The sequence below is a fragment of the Anabaena sp. AL09 genome (assembly GCF_001672255.1).
GTDB lineage: Bacteria > Cyanobacteriota > Cyanobacteriia > Cyanobacteriales > Nostocaceae > Dolichospermum > Dolichospermum lemmermannii.
In genome coordinates this window covers 1-18,800 of sequence record NZ_LJOQ01000064.1, presented here as the reverse complement: position 1 = coordinate 18,800, position 18,800 = coordinate 1, and the positions used below count along the sequence as shown (strand labels likewise).

Sequence of the window (18,800 nt, the reverse complement as noted above, 5' to 3'; positions counted from 1 at the left end):
TGATCTAAATAGTGGAAGATAAAATGAAGTGATTGTGATTTTGTTTCTGTGCTAAAAAAAACTAAATGGTTTTGCGAATAAGCTACCACCTCGTCTGCGGTTATTGCGACGACTTCCACCTCCTCCACCAAACAATGAAGATAAAATAAAGGTTGTTTGAGAAAATTGATATTCAGTTTCGTTTCTCACAGATCCGCTAGAATTTCCTTGAGAAATATTCATTTCACTACTTCCCCTAGTGTATACATTCGTATTTTGGTAGAACATATAAAACATTCCCCCAGATACAGACTCCTGTTGCTTTTCTGATATACCTATAAATAGGTTGGAGTTTTGGTTTTTTATATAATCCAACATGGTAAAACCTCCTGCTTCTCAAAAATAAGATTTATGTATCATTTTTTGTGATACATAAATCTTTTTTCAATTTGTTACGAGAAGTGCTAAGAGTAAAACTCTAACAATCATCTAATACTGGTTGATGATTCTATGTTTTTATTCTCTTTTACCACTTCTCTTTCACAGGTAGAATATTTCTAACTACCCACTTAAAGTCTAGGTGCTACGACTACCACTGCGGGTACTAATCCTGCAGGCGCATTAGTTGCTAGAGTAGTTAGAGCAAAACTATCGACGCTGATAGAACCTTGTGTACCCACAGCAGTGCTACCATTAAAGCCTGAATTAGAACCACCCTGTTGCACACTGTTTATACCACTAAAACTAGTGTTAAATTGTGCAAGATCATAACCACCAGCTACGATTTCTTGTTGTTCAACAGATACTGCGGTAAATAGATTAGACATGACTGAATTCTCCTTGATTTTTATTACGCTTGGAGTTGTTCGCTGCTCGGTTGCCGCTTCCCCCCTCGCTTGTTAATAGAATATCGAGGAGTGATTAGTTAATTCATTGTCAGTTTCTGCCAACTTAATTACCAGATTTAGAACTAAATATTGCCGAAAAATACACGCCAATTCGGCTAAATTATGTTCACCAAATAGAAAATTTCTGCTATCTTCTATTCATTATTCTCAGAAACCAATAACAAAAGTATCTAAAACCCACAGAACAAGTATTTTGTTTCATTTTCACAAACTTTGGGTTATGAGACTGAAAATTCGCCTCATGGGCATTTACATGAATAGATATATGATTATAAGAGTTTAAATAAATTATCTAATTTTAAATCATGCTTAGTCAGGATTAGATTTTATGCCGACAACTGGAGGGCTTTCAAACTTGCCATCATTCCCTGTAAACTAGTAGTTTGTCAAGATAAAAATGATGGACTGTAGTCTGAGCGTCTCGCTCACGGGGGCAAGACTTGTACTGAGCTTGTCGATAGCGCAGCGTGGCGTTAGCCATAGTATGCCCGCACTACCAAAAACCCGTCAAAATGTCTTTGACAGACTACTAGAAACAAACCAATTGTCCCAGTCCAAAGTAGAATTACAGGAAGCCCTAAAGTTAGAGCCGAAAAATAGTCGTTGCCATAGTTTAATCGCAATGGTATATTTACGGCAAAATCAACTGAAAATGGCAAAAATTCACTTTGATAATGCCCTGAAAATAGATCCTAATGAAAAAATCGCCTTGGAATGGAAACCCAAGGTAGATCAAGCTTTAGGAATTAGAAACAGTGGTTCTCAAGTGAGTTCCGCTTCTAAAACTGAAGAGAAGCAACCAGATAAGTCTGGAAAAAGTGGTTTGTTTGGTGGGAAGAAAAAATAATGGTGTATCAACCAGCAGCGGGAGCAAGGGATCTACTACCTTTAGATGTGGCGCAAAAACGCTGGATTGAAGATAGATTAGAACAAGTATTTCAACGTTGGGGATATCACAGGATTATCACCTCAACTCTGGAACGAATGGATACCCTCATGGCAGGTGAAGCAATTCAGCGTCACATGGTGATTCAACTCCAAAATAGTCAAAATGAAGAATTAGGATTGCGTCCAGAATTGACTGCCTCTATCGCCCGCACAGTGGTGACTCGCATGACAGATGCGACCTACCCCCAGCGACTATATTACAACGCTAATGTTTTTCGCCGCAACTGGGAAGGCCGCCATAATCGTCAGCAAGAGTATTATCAAGCTGGGGTGGAGTTACTGGGTGCGGGGGGATTATTAGCCAATGCGGAAGTATTGCTATTAGTCGCAGATTGTTTAACAGCATTGGGTTTAAAAGATTGGCGGTTAATTTTAGGGGAAGCGGGAATTACACGCTCCCTCCTCAATGCTTTTCCCCCGGAAATCAGAAATCAAGTCCGCAGGGCGATCGCTAACTTGGATAGTATAGCTATTGATACCTTACCTTTGAGCGAAGAACTCCGCCAACGCGCTAAAATTATGTTGGATTTGCGGGGTGATAGTCGAGAGGTTTTAGAAAAAGTCAGCAGTTTACATCTAGAACCAGACCAGCATGAGGCAATAAATAACCTCAAGTCCCTAGTAGCATTACTAGATGGCAAATTTCCTTTAATCCTTGATTTGAGCCTAATTCAAACCATTGACTACTACACAGGCATTGTTTTTGAAGTAGTTAGTGAGACAAATTCCCAAGCACAGATTTTAGGAAGTGGTGGTCGTTATGACCAATTACTAGGTTTATATCATCCCCAAAAAGAAAATATTCCCGGTATCGGCTTTGAACTGAATATTGATGATTTATACCAAATTCTCCTATTAAATCAGCAACTACCCCAGGATATCCCCGCTAGTAATTGGTTAGTCGTCCCAGAAACCCCCGGCGCTGAAGCTGCGGCTTTTGCCTATGCCGAGAAATTACGTAATTCTCCTGATTTAATTAGAGTAGAAATAGACTTGGGAGATAGGGACGCAAAGGCGATTCGTCAATATGCAAGCGATCGCACCATTGCCCAAATTGCTTGGATTAAAGCCGATGGCTCACATACCATTGAAGCAGGATGTTAAAAAGGAGTGGTAGGGGTTTAGCAATGCTAAACCCCTACAGGAGTAGAACAAGAGAGACTGACAAAAAAGAGGGAATCGGAAAAATGCCACATACCATTGTTACAGACGTTTGTGAAGGTGTTGCTGACTGCGTAAATGCTTGTCCTGTAGCTTGTATTCATGAAGGTCCAGGGAAAAACGTTAAAGGTACAGGTTGGTACTGGATTGACTTTGCTACCTGTATAGATTGTGGCATTTGTATAGCAGTTTGCCCAGTGGAAGAGGCGATTTTACCAGAAGAAAGACCAGAATTGCAAAAAATCACAGCATAGTCAGAAGTTCCAGAATCCAGAATCCAGGGAATAAATTCCCTGTCTTATAGCTAAAGTCGGTTAAAACCGACTATTGTGTCCTTATTTCTTCAATTTAAAACATGAAGGTTGATTTTTAGGTAATTAGAGTGCGTTAAAACGCACTTTAACTATAAGACCGGAAATTTATTTCCGGGCGGGTAGGTCAGCTAACAGATAAGCTATTTTAAGCTTCAGTTGACAGGAGTGAGCATTACCAAATCCCTACAAATGTCTAATAACAAATGACTAATAACTATTTATTAAAAGTAGAAAATGTCCACGCTGGATATATTAAAGATGTAGATATTTTGCAAGGTGTCAACTTTCACATTGCACCAGGAGAATTAGTCACAGTAATTGGTCCCAATGGTGCAGGTAAATCCACCTTAGTAAAAACTATTTTTGGACTTTTAACACCTCATACTGGAACTATTACCTTTAAAGAGAAAAATTTAATTGGTTTAAAATCAAATGAAATTGTCGCCAAAGGAATGTCTTATGTTCCGCAAATTGCTAATGTTTTCCCGTCTTTAACCATAGATGAAAACTTAGAAATGGGGGCTTTTGTTAGGAATATCCCATTGAAACCGCTTAAAGATAAAATATACAATATGTTTCCCCGATTGAGCGATCGCCGTCGTCAACGTGCGGGAACTCTTTCCGGTGGAGAAAGGCAAATGTTAGCAATGGGAAAAGCATTAATGTTAGAACCCAGTTTACTGCTTTTAGATGAACCTTCCGCCGCATTATCGCCCATTTTAGTAACTCAAGTATTTGAGCAAATTAAACAAATCAAAGAATCTGGGACTGCGATAGTTTTAGTCGAACAAAATGCCAGAAAAGCATTAGAAATGGCAGATCGTGGTTATGTGTTAGAATCAGGGAAAGATGCTATGTCAGGACCAGGTAGAGAATTATTAAATGATCCAAAAGTAGGAGAATTATATTTAGGTGCTGGAAAGGGACATTGAAAACAAAAACAAGATACCCGACTTCTTCAAGAAATCGGGGATCTAAAAAAACAAGATCCCCGACTTCTTCAAGAAGTCGGGGATCTAAAACATCCTAGGAATATACTATTTATGACAACACAAACAATATCACCGGAAATATATCAAGGTCAATTTGGCGAATTTACAATTACCCAAAGCGATCGCCAAAGTGTGATAATTTATCGAACAGGATTAATGATAGCAGCCCTGTGTTTTGCCATTGGTAGCGGTTTAGTCCTATTCTATCCCCAACCCGCTGCAATTGCCGCCCTGACCCCTCTCTACACCTGTTTTAGTATTGCACTTGGAGTTAGTTTATTAACTATTCATATTTACATGGCATTTTTGCACCGAATTCTCCAAGTTTTTTGGATAATTGGCAGCATTTGTGCCTTTATTTTTGGACATAGTGATAGTCAAGCATTTGCAATTACTATTTATAATCAACCCCTAACCATATTAGGAATTGGTTTTACCTTTGCAGCCTTGACAGGAATTTTTTTCAAAGAAGGTTTTTGTTTCCATCGTTTAGAAACCAAAATCTTAACCCCCCTTGTTCCCTTACTACTATTAGGACATTTAACCGGAATTTTATCAACACCAGCAGAACCGATTTTATTAGCAACTTGGGCAATTTTCTTCTTAATATTTGCTGTGAGAAAAATTATCCAACCCATTCCTCCCGACATTGGCGATAAATCAGTATTTGATTATTTAAAAAATCAACATTTAGCAAAAGTTTAATCTAATTGCACAGAATAAAAATCATCCGTATTCATCCGCGTCCATCTGCGTTTATCTGCGTTAAATCATTCTAAAAATCTTAATTTCCTATGTCAAATCCAGAAGAACGTAAATATTGGTTAGCCTGGTCACAAATTTCGGGAATTGGTCCGATATTACTACAAAGAGTACAACAGCACTTTGGTAATTTAGAAACAGCTTGGAAAGCCAGTCCTGGAGAATTACGAAAAGTTGAAGGTTTCGGATTTCAAACATTAGAAAAAGTTGTTCAACAAAAATCCCGTTTAAACCCAGAACAACTCCTCATTCAACACCAACAAATAAACCCCCATTTCTGGACACCAGCAGACTCAGAATATCCCCAATTACTGCGAGAAATCCCCAGTCCACCCCCATTATTGTACTATCGGGGAGAAGTTGATTTACAGGAAAATTCAGGACAAAAACCCTTAGTGGGAATTGTGGGAACTCGTCAACCTACAGAATACGGAATTAAATGGACGCGTCAAATTAGTACCGCATTAGCCAAAAATGGTTTTACCGTTGTTTCTGGAATGGCCGAAGGAATAGACACCGAAAGTCACGCAGCAGCAATGAAAGCCGGAGGAAGAACAATAGCAGTTGTGGGAACAGGAGTAGATGTTATTTATCCCTATAAAAATCAAAGTTTATATAAACAGATTTTGACATCTGGAATAGTAATTAGTGAATATCCCGCGAAAACCACACCAAACCGCACCCATTTTCCCCGTCGAAATCGCATCATTGCTGGTTTAAGTCGTGCGGTATTAGTCATAGAAGCAGGAATAAAATCTGGTGCTTTAATCACAGCTACTTATGCGAATGAATTTTGTCGAGATGTTTACGCATTACCAGGAAGAATTGATGATCAACCATCCCAAGGTTGTTTAAAATTAATTAGTCAAGGTGCAGGTTTAATTAATCAAGAACTCAGTGAACTATTAACCCTGTTGGGTGCGATTCCCCAAATAGATATAGAAACTACTATAATTAAATCCCCTCCTCCTAACTTACCACCAGAATTACAACAAGTCATAGATACTTTAACTATTGATGCTTTATCTTTTGATTTTATAATTCAAAAAACAGGTATGAATGCGGCTTTAGTTTCTAGTTCTTTATTACAATTAGAACTCATGGGTTTAATTACCCAACTTCCAGGAATGCGATATCAAAAATGTTAAAATAATGGTGAGAACGTTATAAAATTTACGCAAACAAGTTTAATTTTTGCTTGTAGTCTAGCAAAAACTACCTCACCATCTGTTACTTGTCCATTCTTAATCTGTTCAGTTCCTACCGCTATTTTTCCCCGTAGTTCCTCCAGTCTTCTTTCTCTGTCCAGCAGCAAACTAAAAGCCTCATTTACTGCATCTTCTATATTTTCAAATCGCCCCGTGTCAATATAAGCTTGTATTAATTCCTCTGTTTCAGGTTTAATTTGAATATTCATAATGTATTCTCCATCTAATAGATAGCCTTAACGCTGTTCTAACAATAAACCCACATTTTCTGCAACACCGAATTTTGAATTATTTTTGGAATTATTTATTGTTGTGGATAATATTGCGGAGTCAATTGTGGAGTCATCACAGGCGGTGGATAACTGCCTACAGGCATATTATTAACCATCCCATTAGGCATAGTAGGATTCATCAGTGGTGGTTGAATTGGTTGCTGAATCAAGGGTTGAACAGGTGGTTGATAATTAGAAATAGGTTGAGTTATTGGTTGAGTAACTGGTTGATTATTTGTTGGATTGCTGGGTGTGACTGTAGCTTGGCTAAAATGTTGATAAGCAGCGCTAGAAATAGAACTAATTAATTTTGCAGCGCGAGGATCATTATTGGGACGTTTTACCATGATAGCGGCAATATAACGCTTACCTGTCGGGACATCAATTAACCCCGCATCTGCCAACATAGTACCAATATCACCTGTTTTATGATAAGCATTTGCGCCTTTTCCTAAGCCAGCAGGTAAAAGATTATCTCGTTCAGTGCGACTCATGATATTAAGAATTAAATCACGCGATCGCATACTCACCATATTACCTTGATTCACCATCGAGATCAAATTCCCCAATTCTCGCGGACTAGTAGTATTAGTCCCTTCTAAATCCGGGAGAGGATTACGAATCATCGTCGTTATCAGTCCCCAACTGCGAAAACGCCCATTTAACGCCTCTTGTCCACCCAATTTAGCGACCAGCATATTCGTGGCTGTATTGTCGCTAATTGTAATCATCTTCGTAGCTACATCAAGAGCCGTGTATTTGCTGCCTGTGGGTTGATATTGCATATTTCCCGAACCCCCGACAATCATCTCCTTTTGCAAAGTCAACATTTCATCCAGGCGGATTTTACCCTCATCCACATCCTGGAAAAAAGCAATTAAAATCGGGATTTTAATCGTGCTGGCCGCAGCAAAACTTATATTACTATTAATATCTATATAACCACCATTATCTAAATCTAATAAAAACACCCCTGGTATCAAATCAGAATTAGCGGTGGTGAGAGTTTGCAAAGAATTTTTTAAAGGAGTAATTTCCTGAGCCAGATATAAGCTTGTATTAGAACTTTGAGGTGATTTTTGAGAAGTTGTAGTTTGAGCTACCGACATAACTGAATTAATGCGATTAGCAGGGTCTAGGAATGACAACAACGTACCCACAATCGCACCGACACCCACCCCGACAATCAACAACCGCAAGGCATATAACATGGTTCTAGCCATGGGTTTTAACCTGGTCTTGCGTGATCCTTTTCTGGCTATTTTCGGCTTTTCCATGGGTACTGTCTTTAATCTCACATTCCCCGGTGGCGAAATTTGAGTATTCTTCTTGACCGTAGGGACGGGTTTAACACCTGGGGGCATCATCTTCCGTGATGCTGGTCTTCGCCCCCCAGACGGGATAGGCGCAGAACTGATATGATTATTTAGACGAGCCAATGCTGCCGCTTCTCTTGGGCTAGAAACTGCCGGCTGATTGATAACTTTTTTCTGTCCTGTCTTGGAGACTGGACGTTTACGCCGGCGACGCTGTACAGGTTGCCTTTGTGATATAGGTATGAGTTTGTCACTCGTTTCTGACATAGCTACTCCTTGTCACCCTGAACCCAGATTGTAAATTTATGCACCTTGATACTCAGTTTACCTTTTGGGACTAAGTAGCATTTTTGTGTCTAGTCTACTTTATATTTATCTTTTTGGGTAATCAGTTAGGTACATGATAACCCAAATTGGCGTTTTTAATATTGCGGTTAGTCAACAGTAAGAAGATTTACATGAAATTATGTAAATTAAAATTGCCATGCAGACAATTTGCATAATCAAAACTACTAGAAGCCTTACCACAGATATCTTTATTCATTTTCAAGTTTTGATTTTTAATTGCTGAGGTATCTAAAATTAATATTACCCGGATTCCTAGCCAACAGCCAGAAGTAATTAAGTATTCCTGGTACTTGACTATCATGTAAAAATGATTTGTCTAATTTAGTCATGATCAATGATATTTCAAAGTTCGGATTAGTGGTATTTAATTATTAGTGCATTCTCAATTGTTATGAGTTTGACATCTATGGCATTAAAGAAATCTAATTAATAGGATTAATTAGCATTATTTAGATTTTATTAATCAGGAAGAACACATAATAAATACTGATGTAGATAATTTCTGTATTGATTATGATCTGACAAGAAGTCCTAGTAATTAATTAGCAGCAACCTCATTTAACCCCGTCTTAAATTTGTTTGCGTAGCTTGTCATAGGCATTATTTTAAATTGGTTAACAGGGTGTTTAAATAACTACCAAAATTTGAGCCTCGCTCAACAACATCACCACAAAAGTTAAGCGATGAATATGTTTGGTAATTGGAGCAGCACCCTGAAAAGGAATTTCCTATCACTGATTTTATCCATATTGCTGCCAACATTTGGGATAAGTAACTCTGTTATGGCAGCAGAACAAATTCATGCTTCTTATTCAGCACTAGAAATTTCTATCCCCATTAGTGCCTTAGAAAGCTATGCTAAATATGGAATAATTAATCCAGATTTAGCCGGATATTATCAATATATTCCCACAAATAAACTGCCAGAAGTAAGGAAGATTTTAATGCAGCCGCTGAAAATTAGTCCGGCTGTAGCTGCCCAATTTCTTGACACCGAACAAGGGAAATTTATCTTACAAAGATTAGCAGAATTAATTAAAAATAAATCCTATTATCCAAAATTTGTATCTCAGTCATTACGCACAGCCTTAATTGCCGCTGCGGCTGAACCGGAAGGGTTGAATTTATTAAATTTATTACGTAAATATCCTCAAAATAATATTAAAATTGATATGGTTTCCAGCATGAAAATTGCTGATGAATTGGAGAAAATGATCAGCGAAACTGAAAAAACTATTTCCGCATTAATCCAAACATCAAAATTAGAAGCTGCTAAAATCTCCCAAGCTAATTTGTCACCATTCCCAAAATTGCCAAATCAACCCAATCTTTTAGCAAGAAAACAAACAATCAAGTTTTTCGACTCTTCAAGAAATAGACATTTATCCACAGATATATATATTCCTAATACCCAAAATCCTGCCCCTGTAGTTGTTATTTCTCATGGCTTAGGTTTGGATAGTAGTAATTTTCGTTATTTAGCAAATCATTTAGTTACAAATGGTTTTGCTGTAGTTATTCCCAATCATCCTGGTAGTAATACTCAACAATTACAATCTTTAATTAAGGGTAATAGCAATCAAGTCATGCACCCCAATGAATTTAAAGATAGACCTTTGGATATCAAATATATTTTAGATCAATTAGAGTCAGATTCACAATTTCAGCACCGATTTAACTTACAACAAGTAGGCATATTTGGACAGTCATTAGGAGGTTATACTGCCTTAGCTTTAGCAGGGGCAAAAATTAACTTTCAACAACTACAAGCAGACTGTGATCACGACAAATTGCGAAATACTTGGAATATGTCTTTACTGTTGCAATGTCAAGCTTTAGAATTGCCCAACCAGTCAGGACAAGAGTACAATTTACAAGATACCAGAATCAAAGCAGCGATCGCTGTTAATCCCATCACCAGTTCTATTTTCGGACAAGCCGGTTTAAGCCAAATTCACACCCCAATCATGATCATTGGTAGCAGTGAAGATACCGTTGCTCCCGCATTATATGAGCAAATTGTCCCTTTTTCTTGGATTACTCATCCCCAAAAATATTTAGTCATGCTACTTGGTGGTACGCATTTTTCAACCATTGGTAATAGCAATCCTGACAGTACACAAATGGCATTACCAACAGATATGATCGGTGATGCTTCTCAAGCTCATGATTACATCAATGCTTTGAGTTTACCTTTCTTCCAAACCTATATAGCCGAAAAACTAGAATATCTTCCCTATCTTAACGCCGCTTATGCTGAAAGTATTTCTAGTCAGTCTCTCGGTTTAAATCTTGTCCAGTCTCTTGATCATCTCAAAATAGCACCAACTTTAGATGAACTGACAAGTCAGCGCTTGCGCTATCATTTCCCAGAAACCAACCCCGTTAAAAAAAGACTTTCTCATACCATCGTCCATTTTGGATTTTGGCTGCTGGGTATCGGTATTTCCCTATTGCATTTGATTTAAATCCCCGACTTCTTGAAGAAGTCGGGGATCTCCTATTTCCTATTTGTGTGAAAATACAAAGATCTCAACTCTAAAATCTAAAATTGTGCAAGGCTTTCTCAATTTAAACAAACCATTTGACTGGACTTCTCATGACTGCGTAGCCAAAGTCCGAAAATTACTGAATATGAAACGAGTCGGACACGCAGGAACTTTAGACCCCAAAGCTACCGGAGTATTACCAATAGCCTTGGGTAAAGCCACCAGATTATTACAATATTTACCAGGAGAAAAGGCTTATCAAGCCACTGTTCGGCTGGGGATACAAACTACTACAGATGATTTAGAAGGGGAAATTATTACCTCTGTACCCTGTCCAGGATTGGATTTGGAGAATATCAAAACCGTCCTTTCCCAGTTTATCGGTAAAATTGAGCAAATCCCCCCCAGCTACAGCGCCATTCAAGTTGATGGCCAACGCTTATATGATTTAGCGCGGAAAGGGGAAAAAGTTGAAGTTCCCGTGCGAACAGTCGAAATTTCCCAAATTCAGGTGTTAGATTGGCGAGATGGAGATTTTCCAGAATTAGATCTAGCCATATCCTGTGGTTCGGGAACATATATTCGTGCGATCGCCCGTGATTTAGGTACAATATTAAACACAGGTGGCACTCTATCTGCCCTCATTCGCACAGAAAGCAGCAGTTTTCAGCTTCAAACCAGTCTCAGCTTCACAGATTTAGCCACCGAAATCGAAAACGGCACATTTCAACCCATATCCCCAGACGCACCATTACATCACCTAAAATCCCTAAATTTACCAGCAGAATCAGCCAAAAGATGGTGTCAAGGTCAAAAAATTTCCCTCAATCTTGATATTCCCGACTTTGTGCGAGTTTATGAAACCCAAACCAATTTTTTAGGAATCGGGAAATTAACCAATGATTTATTAGCTCCCCAAATGGTGTTTTATGAATATCCAAATTAAAAAAATACCCAAAAATTTCTTGTAGCGCGGGACGAATTGCCCGCTAATCATCAAGGACGGGCAAGAATGCCCAGGGGAGTGTCAAAAGTTCATAATTCTCCTGATAAATTCACGACAAATTCACAAAAATAGCACAATTCATCCTGTACATGACTCTTTTTTGGGAATTACTCTAATATACATTCGGGTGCATATAACCGTTGTGAGGAGTAAATTTTGAGAAAAGTAAAACTTTTATGTATGTTATTACGCCCAAGTTGGCTAAAGTTTATATGTACAACTTTGTTAGGCTATATATGGGCTACCACCACTCTTTCAGTTACCCCTGCTTATGCAACAGATGAGATAGCGTCTAAAACCCATAGCAGTAAGGAATTAATAACTAATCAAGCCGCCTTAAAAACTAACTTACCGGATCTGCAAGAGGTGTTAGCGAAAAACGTAGAATCAAGGCAGAAGATTGAATCTCTTGTTGAGCAAAAAGAAGCAGGGATCATTGCTCAAACAGAGACTCCAGTCCCTGTCAATAACAGTCAAACTGATGCTGATAAATTACGCCAGAATTTATTCGTTGATCCCCTTGTTAAAGTAATTCCAGCCAAGCGAACCTACTCTCCTTCACTTACCTTTGCTACGCCAAGCGCCTTTGGAGCTACCTGGGGTGACGTTTTTATAGGGGCATCCGCAGCAACCACTGGTAAAGCTAGAACTCAACCAGACGGGAGTATCAGTATGGGTTTTGGGTTAGGAGATGCCCGGAAACTAATCGGTCTAGAACTTGGCTATAACATTGGCAGTATCAAGAGTTTTGGTGCAAATGGAACTTTTGACCTCAAAGCCAACCGCATTATCTATGCTAAAAACAACACTCAAATAGCTGCGGCTGCTGGCTGGAGAACTTTTGCATCGCACGTTGGTGGTGGAGAAACCGTGAGACCTTCCGGTGTCTATGGTGTGGTCACAAGTTACTCCCTATTAAAGCCTAAGGATACTGTTAATAAAATGCCCATCTCCTTTTCCGTAGGAGCCGGTGGTGGCGATTTCCGCACAGGTGATGCAAGTACAGGTGTATTTGCTGGAGTTGGGGTACAAGTTCATCCCCAAATAGGTGTGGGTATGGGCTGGAGTGGAGTTGGTTTAAATGTTGGGGCTTCTTTCGTACCTGTATCTACTATTCCCTTGACCATTAATGCCGTCGGCGCGGATCTTACTGATACTAGCCAAGGCGGCACAGTCTTTGTTCTAAGTGTAGGCTATGGATTCAATTTCTTACCTAAATAAACACTTCAATGTTGAGAAAATCACCATGTTAAAAATCAGAACTTTTATTCTTGCCCTCAGTCTCACTCCCCTACTGGCACTCAATTGGCAGACCCCTAGCCCAGCCCAAACTTCCCCTAGTGGCGGGAGCGCTGGCAGTCTTAGTGGCGGGAATGCTGGCAGTCTTAGTGGCGGAAACGCTGGCGGTCAGAGTGGCGCTGGTAACGAGACAGCTAACAATGCCGACAATGGTGGCAATAATAATGAAGGAAATGATCAGAATCCTTCAGGTTCTGGAGAAACTCTTATACCTATACCATCTTCTATTCGCATCATCCGCACAGCAGCCGGAAGCACAATTAGGATTAGCATAAGAAGCGTTCAGAGAGAACTAAATGCGGCTGCTCTTAACCTATTAAATAGCAACAATTCTGGAGTCTTAGTAGCCCTCTTCCAAGGCGGATCAATTGGACAGACCGCATCTGATAACTTGACAAATTTCCTAAGTCATGCAGGTGTTAATACAGACTTAGGAAATAATTTGAGAGTAATCCTCAGTAGGATTGTACCCAATCAAGAAAATGCAGATGTAGATATTAACCAGTTGAATAATGCTATTAATACTTACAACCAGATTATCCAACAAAGTAGTCCGGTGACTTTGCAAGCGCTTTCACAAAGCCAAGATTTTGTGGCAATTGGTAAAGCGCTAAAAGAATTGAGAGCAGCGGTCAACTAATCTCAAGCCCAATTACACATTAACAAAAAATAACGGGGAGACACAAGAGCTTCTCCGTTATTTTTTGTTAATTTGAGAAAGTTACATAAAAAAGTTAAGTTGATAATAGGCGAAGACAACGGGGAAATAAAAGTGAGTCCTGGATTTGATTACGATTTAGTGATTATCGGCGCTGGCGTGGGTGGTCATGGTGCTGCTTTACACGCTATCAGTTGCGGTCAGAAAACAGCAATTATTGAAGATGGAGATATGGGAGGAACTTGTGTAAACAGGGGTTGTATTCCTTCTAAGGCATTACTCGCGGCTTCAGGAAAGGTGAGGGAATTACGTAATGCCCATCATCTCAAGTCTTTGGGAATACAGATTGGCAATGTCGAGTTTGAACGGCAAGCGATCGCTGATCATGCTAACAATCTCGTCTCCAAAATTCAAGGGGACTTAACCAACAGTCTCAAACGCTTGGGAGTTGATATTATCCGGGGTTGGGGCAAGGTATCTGGGACACAAAAAGTTACCATCGTCACAGATAAAGGTGAGAAAACCATCACCGCCCAAAATATCATCCTTTCCCCTGGTTCTGTCCCCTTCGTTCCCCCTGGAATTGAAGTAGACGGCAAAACTGTATTTACCAGTGACCAAGGCGTTAAATTAGAAACTCTACCCAAGTGGGTGGCGATTATTGGTAGCGGTTATATCGGCTTAGAATTTTCTGATGTTTACTCGGCTTTAGGTTGTGAAATTACCTTAATTGAAGCCCTCAGTGAGTTAATGCCAGGATTTGATCGGGATATTGCTAAACTGGCAGAACGGGTTTTAATTAATCCCCGCGATATTGAAACCAAAGTCGGTATTTACGCCAAAAAAGTCATTCCTGGTTCACCAGTAGTCATTGAGTTGGCTGACTTTGAAACTAAAGAAGATTTAGAAGTTCTCGAAGTTGACGCTTGTTTAGTCGCTACCGGTCGGGTTCCCGCTACTCAAAATCTTGGCTTAGAATCCGTTGGCGTTGAACTTGACCGCCGCAATTTTATTCCTGTCAATGATAATATGGCGGTATTGGCTAACGGGGAAGTTGTCCCCCATCTCTGGGCTATTGGTGATGCTACCGGCAAAATGATGTTAGCTCATGCGGCATCTGCCCAAGGGATCATTGCTGTAGAAAATATCTTGGGTCGTCAGAAAACAGTTGACTATCGCAGTATTCCTGCGGCTGCTTTTACCCATCCAGAAGTTAGTTATGTGGGCTTAACAGAAACCGCCGCCCATGCTTTAGGATTAACTCAAGGTTTTGAAGTCGCCACCAGTAAGAGTTACTTTAAAGGTAATTCCAAGGCTTTGGCGGAAAATGATACTGATGGAATGACGAAGGTAATTTATCGCAAAGATACTGGCGAGGTCTTAGGTGTACATATCTTTGGTCCCCACGCCTCGGATTTAATTCACGAAGCCGCAGCCGCTATTGCTAATCGTCAATCTATCCAAACTCTTGCTTACCTGGTTCACGCTCATCCAACGCTTTCAGAAGTCTTAGATGAAGCTTATAAACGGGCATTAGTAAGTTAATAGAAGAATTAAGGAGTTACAGGTGATAGGTAATAGGTAATGGGGAAGAGAAAAATGTTCTTTCTTCTTCATTCTTCTTTCCGAACTCCTGACTCCTGACTCGGTGACTCCTGACTCCTGACTCGGTGACTCCTAACTCCTTAAAAAATATGCAAATCCGTCGTCGTTCACCTAGCCCAGTTATTAATATTTCTATACTTCAGTATCAATCTGCTATAGAAGGGGCTGCACCAAATAATATTCTAGAAGAAATTGTCTGGCAGAAAGAAACAGAAGTTGAGAAAATGCGAGAAAGGCTACCTTTGCGGGAATTGCAAACACAAGCCCTATCAGCACCACCAACTCGTGATTTTGTTAATGCTTTGCGTCAAGGTAAAACTAATCCGGCTTTGATTGCTGAAGTCAAAAAAGCTTCTCCCAGTAAAGGGGTATTTAGGGAGGATTTTGACCCAGTAGCGATCGCTCAATCTTATCAAAAAGGTGGAGCTAGTTGTCTTTCTGTGCTGACAGATGTTAAATTTTTCCAAGGTAGTTTTGAAAATCTATCGCGTGTCCGTTCAGCGGTAGATTTACCTTTACTGTGCAAGGATTTTATTATCTATCCTTACCAAATGTATTGGGCGCGAATTCATGGAGCAGATGCAGTTTTATTAATAGCAGCAATTCTTAATGATCAAGATTTGCAATACTTTATCAAAATTGCTAATAACTTGAAAATGGCAGCTTTAATAGAAGTGCATAATTTAGCAGAATTAGATCGGGTGTTAGCCTTAGATGATGTTTCTTTAGTCGGGATTAATAATCGCAACTTGGAGGATTTTTCTGTTGATTTACAAACAACTTGTCAATTACTCACAGATAGAGGTCGACAATTACAAGCAAAAAACATTCTTGTGGTCAGCGAATCAGGATTGCATCACCCAGAGGATTTAAGTGTAGTTAAAAAAGCAGGTGCATCCGCTGTATTGATTGGTGAATCCTTGGTAAAACAACCAGATCCTCAATTAGCAATAGCCAATCTCTTTGCTTAATCACAGCCTTAAATGCCATATAAAACAAGGGTTTACATCCTCATTTTTCCTCTAGCCTGTGACTGAATAACTGCAATTATTTATTTCTTGTGTAACAATTAATTTGGAGTTAACTAAAGTTTAACTAAATTAAAAATTAAACATCCCTAAGTTACAACTTCACAATAAACTACATGGAGCCAATTCCTTTACCTTCTCCTATCCATTACGAACTTATACTTCAACTTTTAGAAAGACAAACCATGACTTCTCTAGGTCAAAACCAAGACCTCCGCAATCAAGTTAATCAACTGATTATTACCATGCGAAAAGCTGCATCCCAACAAAAGCGACTAGAAGAAAGTTTTCAATCTTCTTCTCTGAGCATTGATCACCGTTGGTCTATTAATCATTTTGGTGATAAAGTGGATTGCTCCTGATGAATGTCTATTTCCACCTAAGCAGAAACCCAGGACTGCAAAAGCGGGGTTTTTAACTGGCATTCTTATTGAAAGATTTTAGTAGGTTTTTTTTGTGTTTTTATCCCCTGTAGCGGTTAATTTGGATTGTATTGAATCCCCAGTAATTACTTCCTGGCAGCCTCTAACTTGTCTAGCCTAAAATCTTGAATTTTGTTAGAAGCTGCTACCTCGTGCCTAAGCAATCTGACCTCAGAATTTATTTCAGATAGCTTACCTCCAGCCGCAAACCCCCCTGTCAATAAATGAAGCCCGGATTGAGTAACGATGGTTATGGCTGTGATTAACACCATAACTCCATCAGCATTGATTATTTTTCCATCTTTTTCGTCGGGCATATTTTTTAGGCGATCACTAATTTAATTCAAGTATTGTCAAAATAAATACTTAACCAGTAAATTCCCACACCTTGAAGGTACAGTCTTCAAAGTATTTAGGGACATCAAAAGACACCTTATAGTCAGACGGGAAATTTCTCATCCTGAAGATAGAAGGTCTAAACAGTTGGACAAATTTCGATTCCCCCTGTGCTAAACCAGATAATCCTAACGGAGCATCAAAGTATTGAGTGAGGTAACCAGCCTTTTTCCAACCCAAAGAAGAATTAGCATTTATTGTCACCAACACTGCAATAGTGTCAGATAAAAACGTATGGGCTGGCTCGAAAGCTGCAATTTTTTCAACGATCAAGCCACCAGAAATTACAGCCGTTTTAGTGGAGTCCATGACTAGACTCCACTTTGAAGTATCATTAAACACTATGCTGCAACCTTGGCTAGAGTGATATACTTACTGCCGTAACCCTGTTCAAGAACTACCACCCCTCTAGCACCCAATAACCTAGCCTTTTCTGTTTCGGTGTTAAAAAGCTGATCAAACCGCACAATCAAAGAATCAACCGATGGGGTGGGGTCTGTGCCATCTCCAGCACTTGCACCGAATGGCAGCGTATGAGTATATTTCCCGGCTGTCTTATCCGCAAAGCGAATCCAGCGCCCGTGGGCCGCAGTTTCAGGTACAACTTCTGGGATGGCGTTACCGAAATACCACCGAACACGAAAAGTTACCTGTTTGTTTCCCTTCCCAATGTTTATTTGGGCTTTGCCAGTGGGTAAAGTGGCAACCAGTCCAGCTTTGGCTAACCCGCCGTAAAGTGTTAGGGAGTCCTTGGGAATACGGAAACGAAGAGCCGCTTCGTTATTTAGTGGATCTACATAAAATCCGTACTCAAAATCAGTTTCTGGTCGAGCTACATAAGGCTTAGGACTAGCCTCTCTAGCTGCTTTTCTGGCTGCTTCCTGGATTCTTTTCTTGGCGGCTAATTCAGCTAACTCAGCCGCGCTTTTGCGTCTTGCCATATCTATTTGCAAATAACAATTAGTTCAATGCCAATACTAAGCCGGATTTTTTAAGATATTTTCTCCCCGAAACCTATTAGGTTTCCTGTGGTTTTCAAGGCTTTTATGCCTAGTACCACTCAACCAAAGATTGATTCCTGAATGTAGTGTCTATCAAGAATACTGGCGGAACTATATTGCCAAAACTTATATAAGCATACCTAAACCGAAGTATAGCGACTGGGCGGTATCTTCTGTTGTTTCTTAACTTTCCTAATATCGTGGTTTTTCCTGCTGTTGCGGTCGTTGTACTAGGTTTGTCAGGGTCGTTAACAACAACATGACCGTCACCCTTGTAGGGTACGTCAATTACGTTACATATTTTTGAGTAAATGCTTGTAGCGTCAGACTTTGAATTTACTAATAAATAATTGCCTTTTGGAAATCCGTTGTCAGGGTCAGTATATGACGCGGATTTATTTCCTGTAGTATAAGTAATTCCCTTTTTATTATCCAGAAATAAACTTTTTATTTCATTAGCAATTGCCATCATATCAGCTTTGGTAATAGCTGGTTTTATCCCATCTGACGAACAGGAAAAATTCATTAATCTACAACTTTTTTCATGTTCAATTAATGGTTCATCTGTTGGTTGAGCCGCACCATCTTGAGAGAAATTTGACACTCCCCGCTCTAAAGAGACGGGGATTCTTTGTTCAAAGATATGACTTGCTCGCCCAGGATTTCTCCAGCACAAGTAGAGGTCTTA

At 39.6% G+C, this 18,800-nt stretch carries 21 protein-coding genes and 1 pseudogene; 13 read left to right on the top strand and 9 right to left on the bottom strand.

What is annotated here, in order from left to right:
• Positions 1-51 precede the first annotated feature (51 nt).
• Both AN490_RS12690 and AN490_RS12685 read right to left on the bottom strand, forming a co-directional pair.
• The gene (locus tag AN490_RS12690) at positions 52-357 is read right to left on the bottom strand and encodes a hypothetical protein (protein ID WP_300003682.1); all 306 of its coding nucleotides are present in this window, start codon (positions 355-357) and stop codon (positions 52-54) included.
• Positions 358-548: 191 nt separating this feature from the next.
• Complete coding sequence (locus tag AN490_RS12685; RefSeq protein ID WP_300003680.1) at positions 549-806, bottom strand: CTB family bacteriocin; 258 nt, start codon at positions 804-806, stop codon at positions 549-551.
• A gap of 607 nt (positions 807-1,413) precedes the next feature.
• On the opposite strand from AN490_RS12685, the pseudogene AN490_RS12680 reads away from it, so the two are divergent.
• The 6 genes and pseudogenes from AN490_RS12680 to dprA all read left to right on the top strand — a co-directional run.
• Positions 1,414-1,734 (top strand): annotated as a pseudogene (locus tag AN490_RS12680) (tetratricopeptide repeat protein); the annotation flags it as partial.
• The gene (locus AN490_RS12675) at positions 1,734-2,939 is read left to right on the top strand and encodes an ATP phosphoribosyltransferase regulatory subunit (RefSeq protein WP_300003678.1); all 1,206 of its coding nucleotides are present in this window, start codon (positions 1,734-1,736) and stop codon (positions 2,937-2,939) included. The pseudogene AN490_RS12680 and the gene AN490_RS12675, both read left to right, overlap by 1 nt.
• 83 nt (positions 2,940-3,022) lie before the next feature.
• Positions 3,023-3,250 (top strand): 4Fe-4S dicluster domain-containing protein, encoded by a 228-nt coding sequence (locus AN490_RS12670; RefSeq protein ID WP_300003676.1) that lies wholly within the window; start codon positions 3,023-3,025, stop codon positions 3,248-3,250.
• Between the two features lie 263 nt (positions 3,251-3,513).
• A complete protein-coding gene (locus AN490_RS12665) occupies positions 3,514-4,242 on the top strand; it encodes an ABC transporter ATP-binding protein (protein WP_300003674.1) in 729 nt (242 codons plus the stop codon).
• Positions 4,243-4,353: 111 nt separating this feature from the next.
• On the top strand, positions 4,354-5,007 hold the full coding sequence (locus AN490_RS12660; RefSeq protein ID WP_271822966.1) for a DUF2301 domain-containing membrane protein: 654 nt from the start codon (positions 4,354-4,356) through the stop codon (positions 5,005-5,007).
• An 89-nt stretch (positions 5,008-5,096) separates the two neighbouring features.
• A complete protein-coding gene (gene dprA / locus AN490_RS12655) occupies positions 5,097-6,212 on the top strand; it encodes a DNA-processing protein DprA (protein ID WP_213800391.1) in 1,116 nt (371 codons plus the stop codon).
• Here the strand turns inward: dprA and AN490_RS12650 are convergent.
• The 3 genes from AN490_RS12650 to AN490_RS12640 form a co-directional block, all read right to left on the bottom strand.
• Positions 6,209-6,481 carry a hypothetical protein gene (locus tag AN490_RS12650; protein ID WP_015080452.1) on the bottom strand — a complete coding sequence of 91 codons (273 nt, stop codon included), beginning with the start codon at positions 6,479-6,481 and terminating at the stop codon, positions 6,209-6,211. The genes dprA and AN490_RS12650 overlap by 4 nt on opposite strands.
• Positions 6,482-6,576: 95 nt before the next feature.
• Positions 6,577-8,127 carry a serine hydrolase gene (locus tag AN490_RS12645; RefSeq protein WP_300003671.1) on the bottom strand — a complete coding sequence of 517 codons (1,551 nt, stop codon included), beginning with the start codon at positions 8,125-8,127 and terminating at the stop codon, positions 6,577-6,579.
• 187 nt (positions 8,128-8,314) lie between these two features.
• A complete protein-coding gene (locus tag AN490_RS12640) occupies positions 8,315-8,509 on the bottom strand; it encodes a hypothetical protein (protein WP_300003669.1) in 195 nt (64 codons plus the stop codon).
• A gap of 382 nt (positions 8,510-8,891) precedes the next feature.
• On the opposite strand from AN490_RS12640, the gene AN490_RS12635 reads away from it, so the two are divergent.
• The 7 genes from AN490_RS12635 (at position 8,892) to AN490_RS12605 (ending at position 16,655) form a co-directional block, all read left to right on the top strand.
• Positions 8,892-10,676, top strand: coding sequence for an alpha/beta hydrolase (locus AN490_RS12635; RefSeq protein ID WP_300003667.1), 1,785 nt, complete (start codon positions 8,892-8,894; stop codon positions 10,674-10,676).
• An 85-nt stretch (positions 10,677-10,761) separates the two neighbouring features.
• Complete coding sequence (truB, locus tag AN490_RS12630; protein WP_300003665.1) at positions 10,762-11,643, top strand: tRNA pseudouridine(55) synthase TruB; 882 nt, start codon at positions 10,762-10,764, stop codon at positions 11,641-11,643.
• A 240-nt stretch (positions 11,644-11,883) separates the two neighbouring features.
• Positions 11,884-12,924: a hypothetical protein gene (locus AN490_RS12625; protein ID WP_300003663.1), complete on the top strand. Its 1,041-nt coding sequence runs from the start codon at positions 11,884-11,886 to the stop codon at positions 12,922-12,924.
• A 25-nt stretch (positions 12,925-12,949) separates the two neighbouring features.
• Positions 12,950-13,642 (top strand): hypothetical protein, encoded by a 693-nt coding sequence (locus AN490_RS12620; RefSeq protein ID WP_300003661.1) that lies wholly within the window; start codon positions 12,950-12,952, stop codon positions 13,640-13,642.
• A 132-nt stretch (positions 13,643-13,774) separates the two neighbouring features.
• Positions 13,775-15,205, top strand: coding sequence for a dihydrolipoyl dehydrogenase (lpdA, locus tag AN490_RS12615; protein ID WP_300003712.1), 1,431 nt, complete (start codon positions 13,775-13,777; stop codon positions 15,203-15,205).
• 149 nt (positions 15,206-15,354) lie between these two features.
• A complete protein-coding gene (gene trpC, locus AN490_RS12610) occupies positions 15,355-16,236 on the top strand; it encodes an indole-3-glycerol phosphate synthase TrpC (protein WP_300003659.1) in 882 nt (293 codons plus the stop codon).
• Positions 16,237-16,409: 173 nt separating this feature from the next.
• Positions 16,410-16,655, top strand: a complete 246-nt coding sequence (locus tag AN490_RS12605) for a DUF5340 domain-containing protein (protein ID WP_015080444.1) — start codon at positions 16,410-16,412, stop codon at positions 16,653-16,655.
• 146 nt (positions 16,656-16,801) lie between these two features.
• Here the strand turns inward: AN490_RS12605 and AN490_RS12600 are convergent, their stop codons facing one another.
• From AN490_RS12600 to AN490_RS12585, 4 genes are all read right to left on the bottom strand, one after another.
• Positions 16,802-17,032 (bottom strand): hypothetical protein, encoded by a 231-nt coding sequence (locus AN490_RS12600; protein WP_300003656.1) that lies wholly within the window; start codon positions 17,030-17,032, stop codon positions 16,802-16,804.
• A gap of 49 nt (positions 17,033-17,081) precedes the next feature.
• Positions 17,082-17,420 (bottom strand): hypothetical protein, encoded by a 339-nt coding sequence (locus AN490_RS12595; RefSeq protein WP_300003654.1) that lies wholly within the window; start codon positions 17,418-17,420, stop codon positions 17,082-17,084.
• A gap of 32 nt (positions 17,421-17,452) precedes the next feature.
• Complete coding sequence (locus AN490_RS12590) at positions 17,453-18,052, bottom strand: hypothetical protein (protein ID WP_300003652.1); 600 nt, start codon at positions 18,050-18,052, stop codon at positions 17,453-17,455.
• A 109-nt stretch (positions 18,053-18,161) separates the two neighbouring features.
• Entirely contained in the window at positions 18,162-18,716 is a 555-nt protein-coding gene (locus AN490_RS12585; protein ID WP_300003650.1) for a hypothetical protein, read from the bottom strand.
• Positions 18,717-18,800 lie beyond the last annotated feature (84 nt).

Excerpts from the sequence above, each read along its gene's own strand:
- AN490_RS12690 (WP_300003682.1), bottom strand. The coding sequence starts at position 357 with ATGTTGGATTATATAAAAAACCAAAACTCCAACCTATTTATAGGTATA.
- AN490_RS12685 (WP_300003680.1), bottom strand. The coding sequence starts at position 806 with ATGTCTAATCTATTTACCGCAGTATCTGTTGAACAACAAGAAATCGTA.
- AN490_RS12675 (WP_300003678.1), top strand. The coding sequence starts at position 1,734 with ATGGTGTATCAACCAGCAGCGGGAGCAAGGGATCTACTACCTTTAGAT.
- AN490_RS12670 (WP_300003676.1), top strand. The coding sequence starts at position 3,023 with ATGCCACATACCATTGTTACAGACGTTTGTGAAGGTGTTGCTGACTGC.
- AN490_RS12665 (WP_300003674.1), top strand. The coding sequence starts at position 3,514 with ATGACTAATAACTATTTATTAAAAGTAGAAAATGTCCACGCTGGATAT.
- AN490_RS12660 (WP_271822966.1), top strand. The coding sequence starts at position 4,354 with ATGACAACACAAACAATATCACCGGAAATATATCAAGGTCAATTTGGC.
- dprA (WP_213800391.1), top strand. The coding sequence starts at position 5,097 with ATGTCAAATCCAGAAGAACGTAAATATTGGTTAGCCTGGTCACAAATT.
- AN490_RS12650 (WP_015080452.1), bottom strand. The coding sequence starts at position 6,481 with ATGAATATTCAAATTAAACCTGAAACAGAGGAATTAATACAAGCTTAT.
- AN490_RS12645 (WP_300003671.1), bottom strand. The coding sequence starts at position 8,127 with ATGTCAGAAACGAGTGACAAACTCATACCTATATCACAAAGGCAACCT.
- AN490_RS12640 (WP_300003669.1), bottom strand. The coding sequence starts at position 8,509 with ATGATAGTCAAGTACCAGGAATACTTAATTACTTCTGGCTGTTGGCTA.
- AN490_RS12635 (WP_300003667.1), top strand. The coding sequence starts at position 8,892 with ATGAATATGTTTGGTAATTGGAGCAGCACCCTGAAAAGGAATTTCCTA.
- AN490_RS12625 (WP_300003663.1), top strand. The coding sequence starts at position 11,884 with ATGTTATTACGCCCAAGTTGGCTAAAGTTTATATGTACAACTTTGTTA.
- AN490_RS12620 (WP_300003661.1), top strand. The coding sequence starts at position 12,950 with ATGTTAAAAATCAGAACTTTTATTCTTGCCCTCAGTCTCACTCCCCTA.
- trpC (WP_300003659.1), top strand. The coding sequence starts at position 15,355 with ATGCAAATCCGTCGTCGTTCACCTAGCCCAGTTATTAATATTTCTATA.
- AN490_RS12605 (WP_015080444.1), top strand. The coding sequence starts at position 16,410 with ATGGAGCCAATTCCTTTACCTTCTCCTATCCATTACGAACTTATACTT.
- AN490_RS12600 (WP_300003656.1), bottom strand. The coding sequence starts at position 17,032 with ATGCCCGACGAAAAAGATGGAAAAATAATCAATGCTGATGGAGTTATG.
- AN490_RS12595 (WP_300003654.1), bottom strand. The coding sequence starts at position 17,420 with ATGGACTCCACTAAAACGGCTGTAATTTCTGGTGGCTTGATCGTTGAA.
- AN490_RS12590 (WP_300003652.1), bottom strand. The coding sequence starts at position 18,052 with ATGGCAAGACGCAAAAGCGCGGCTGAGTTAGCTGAATTAGCCGCCAAG.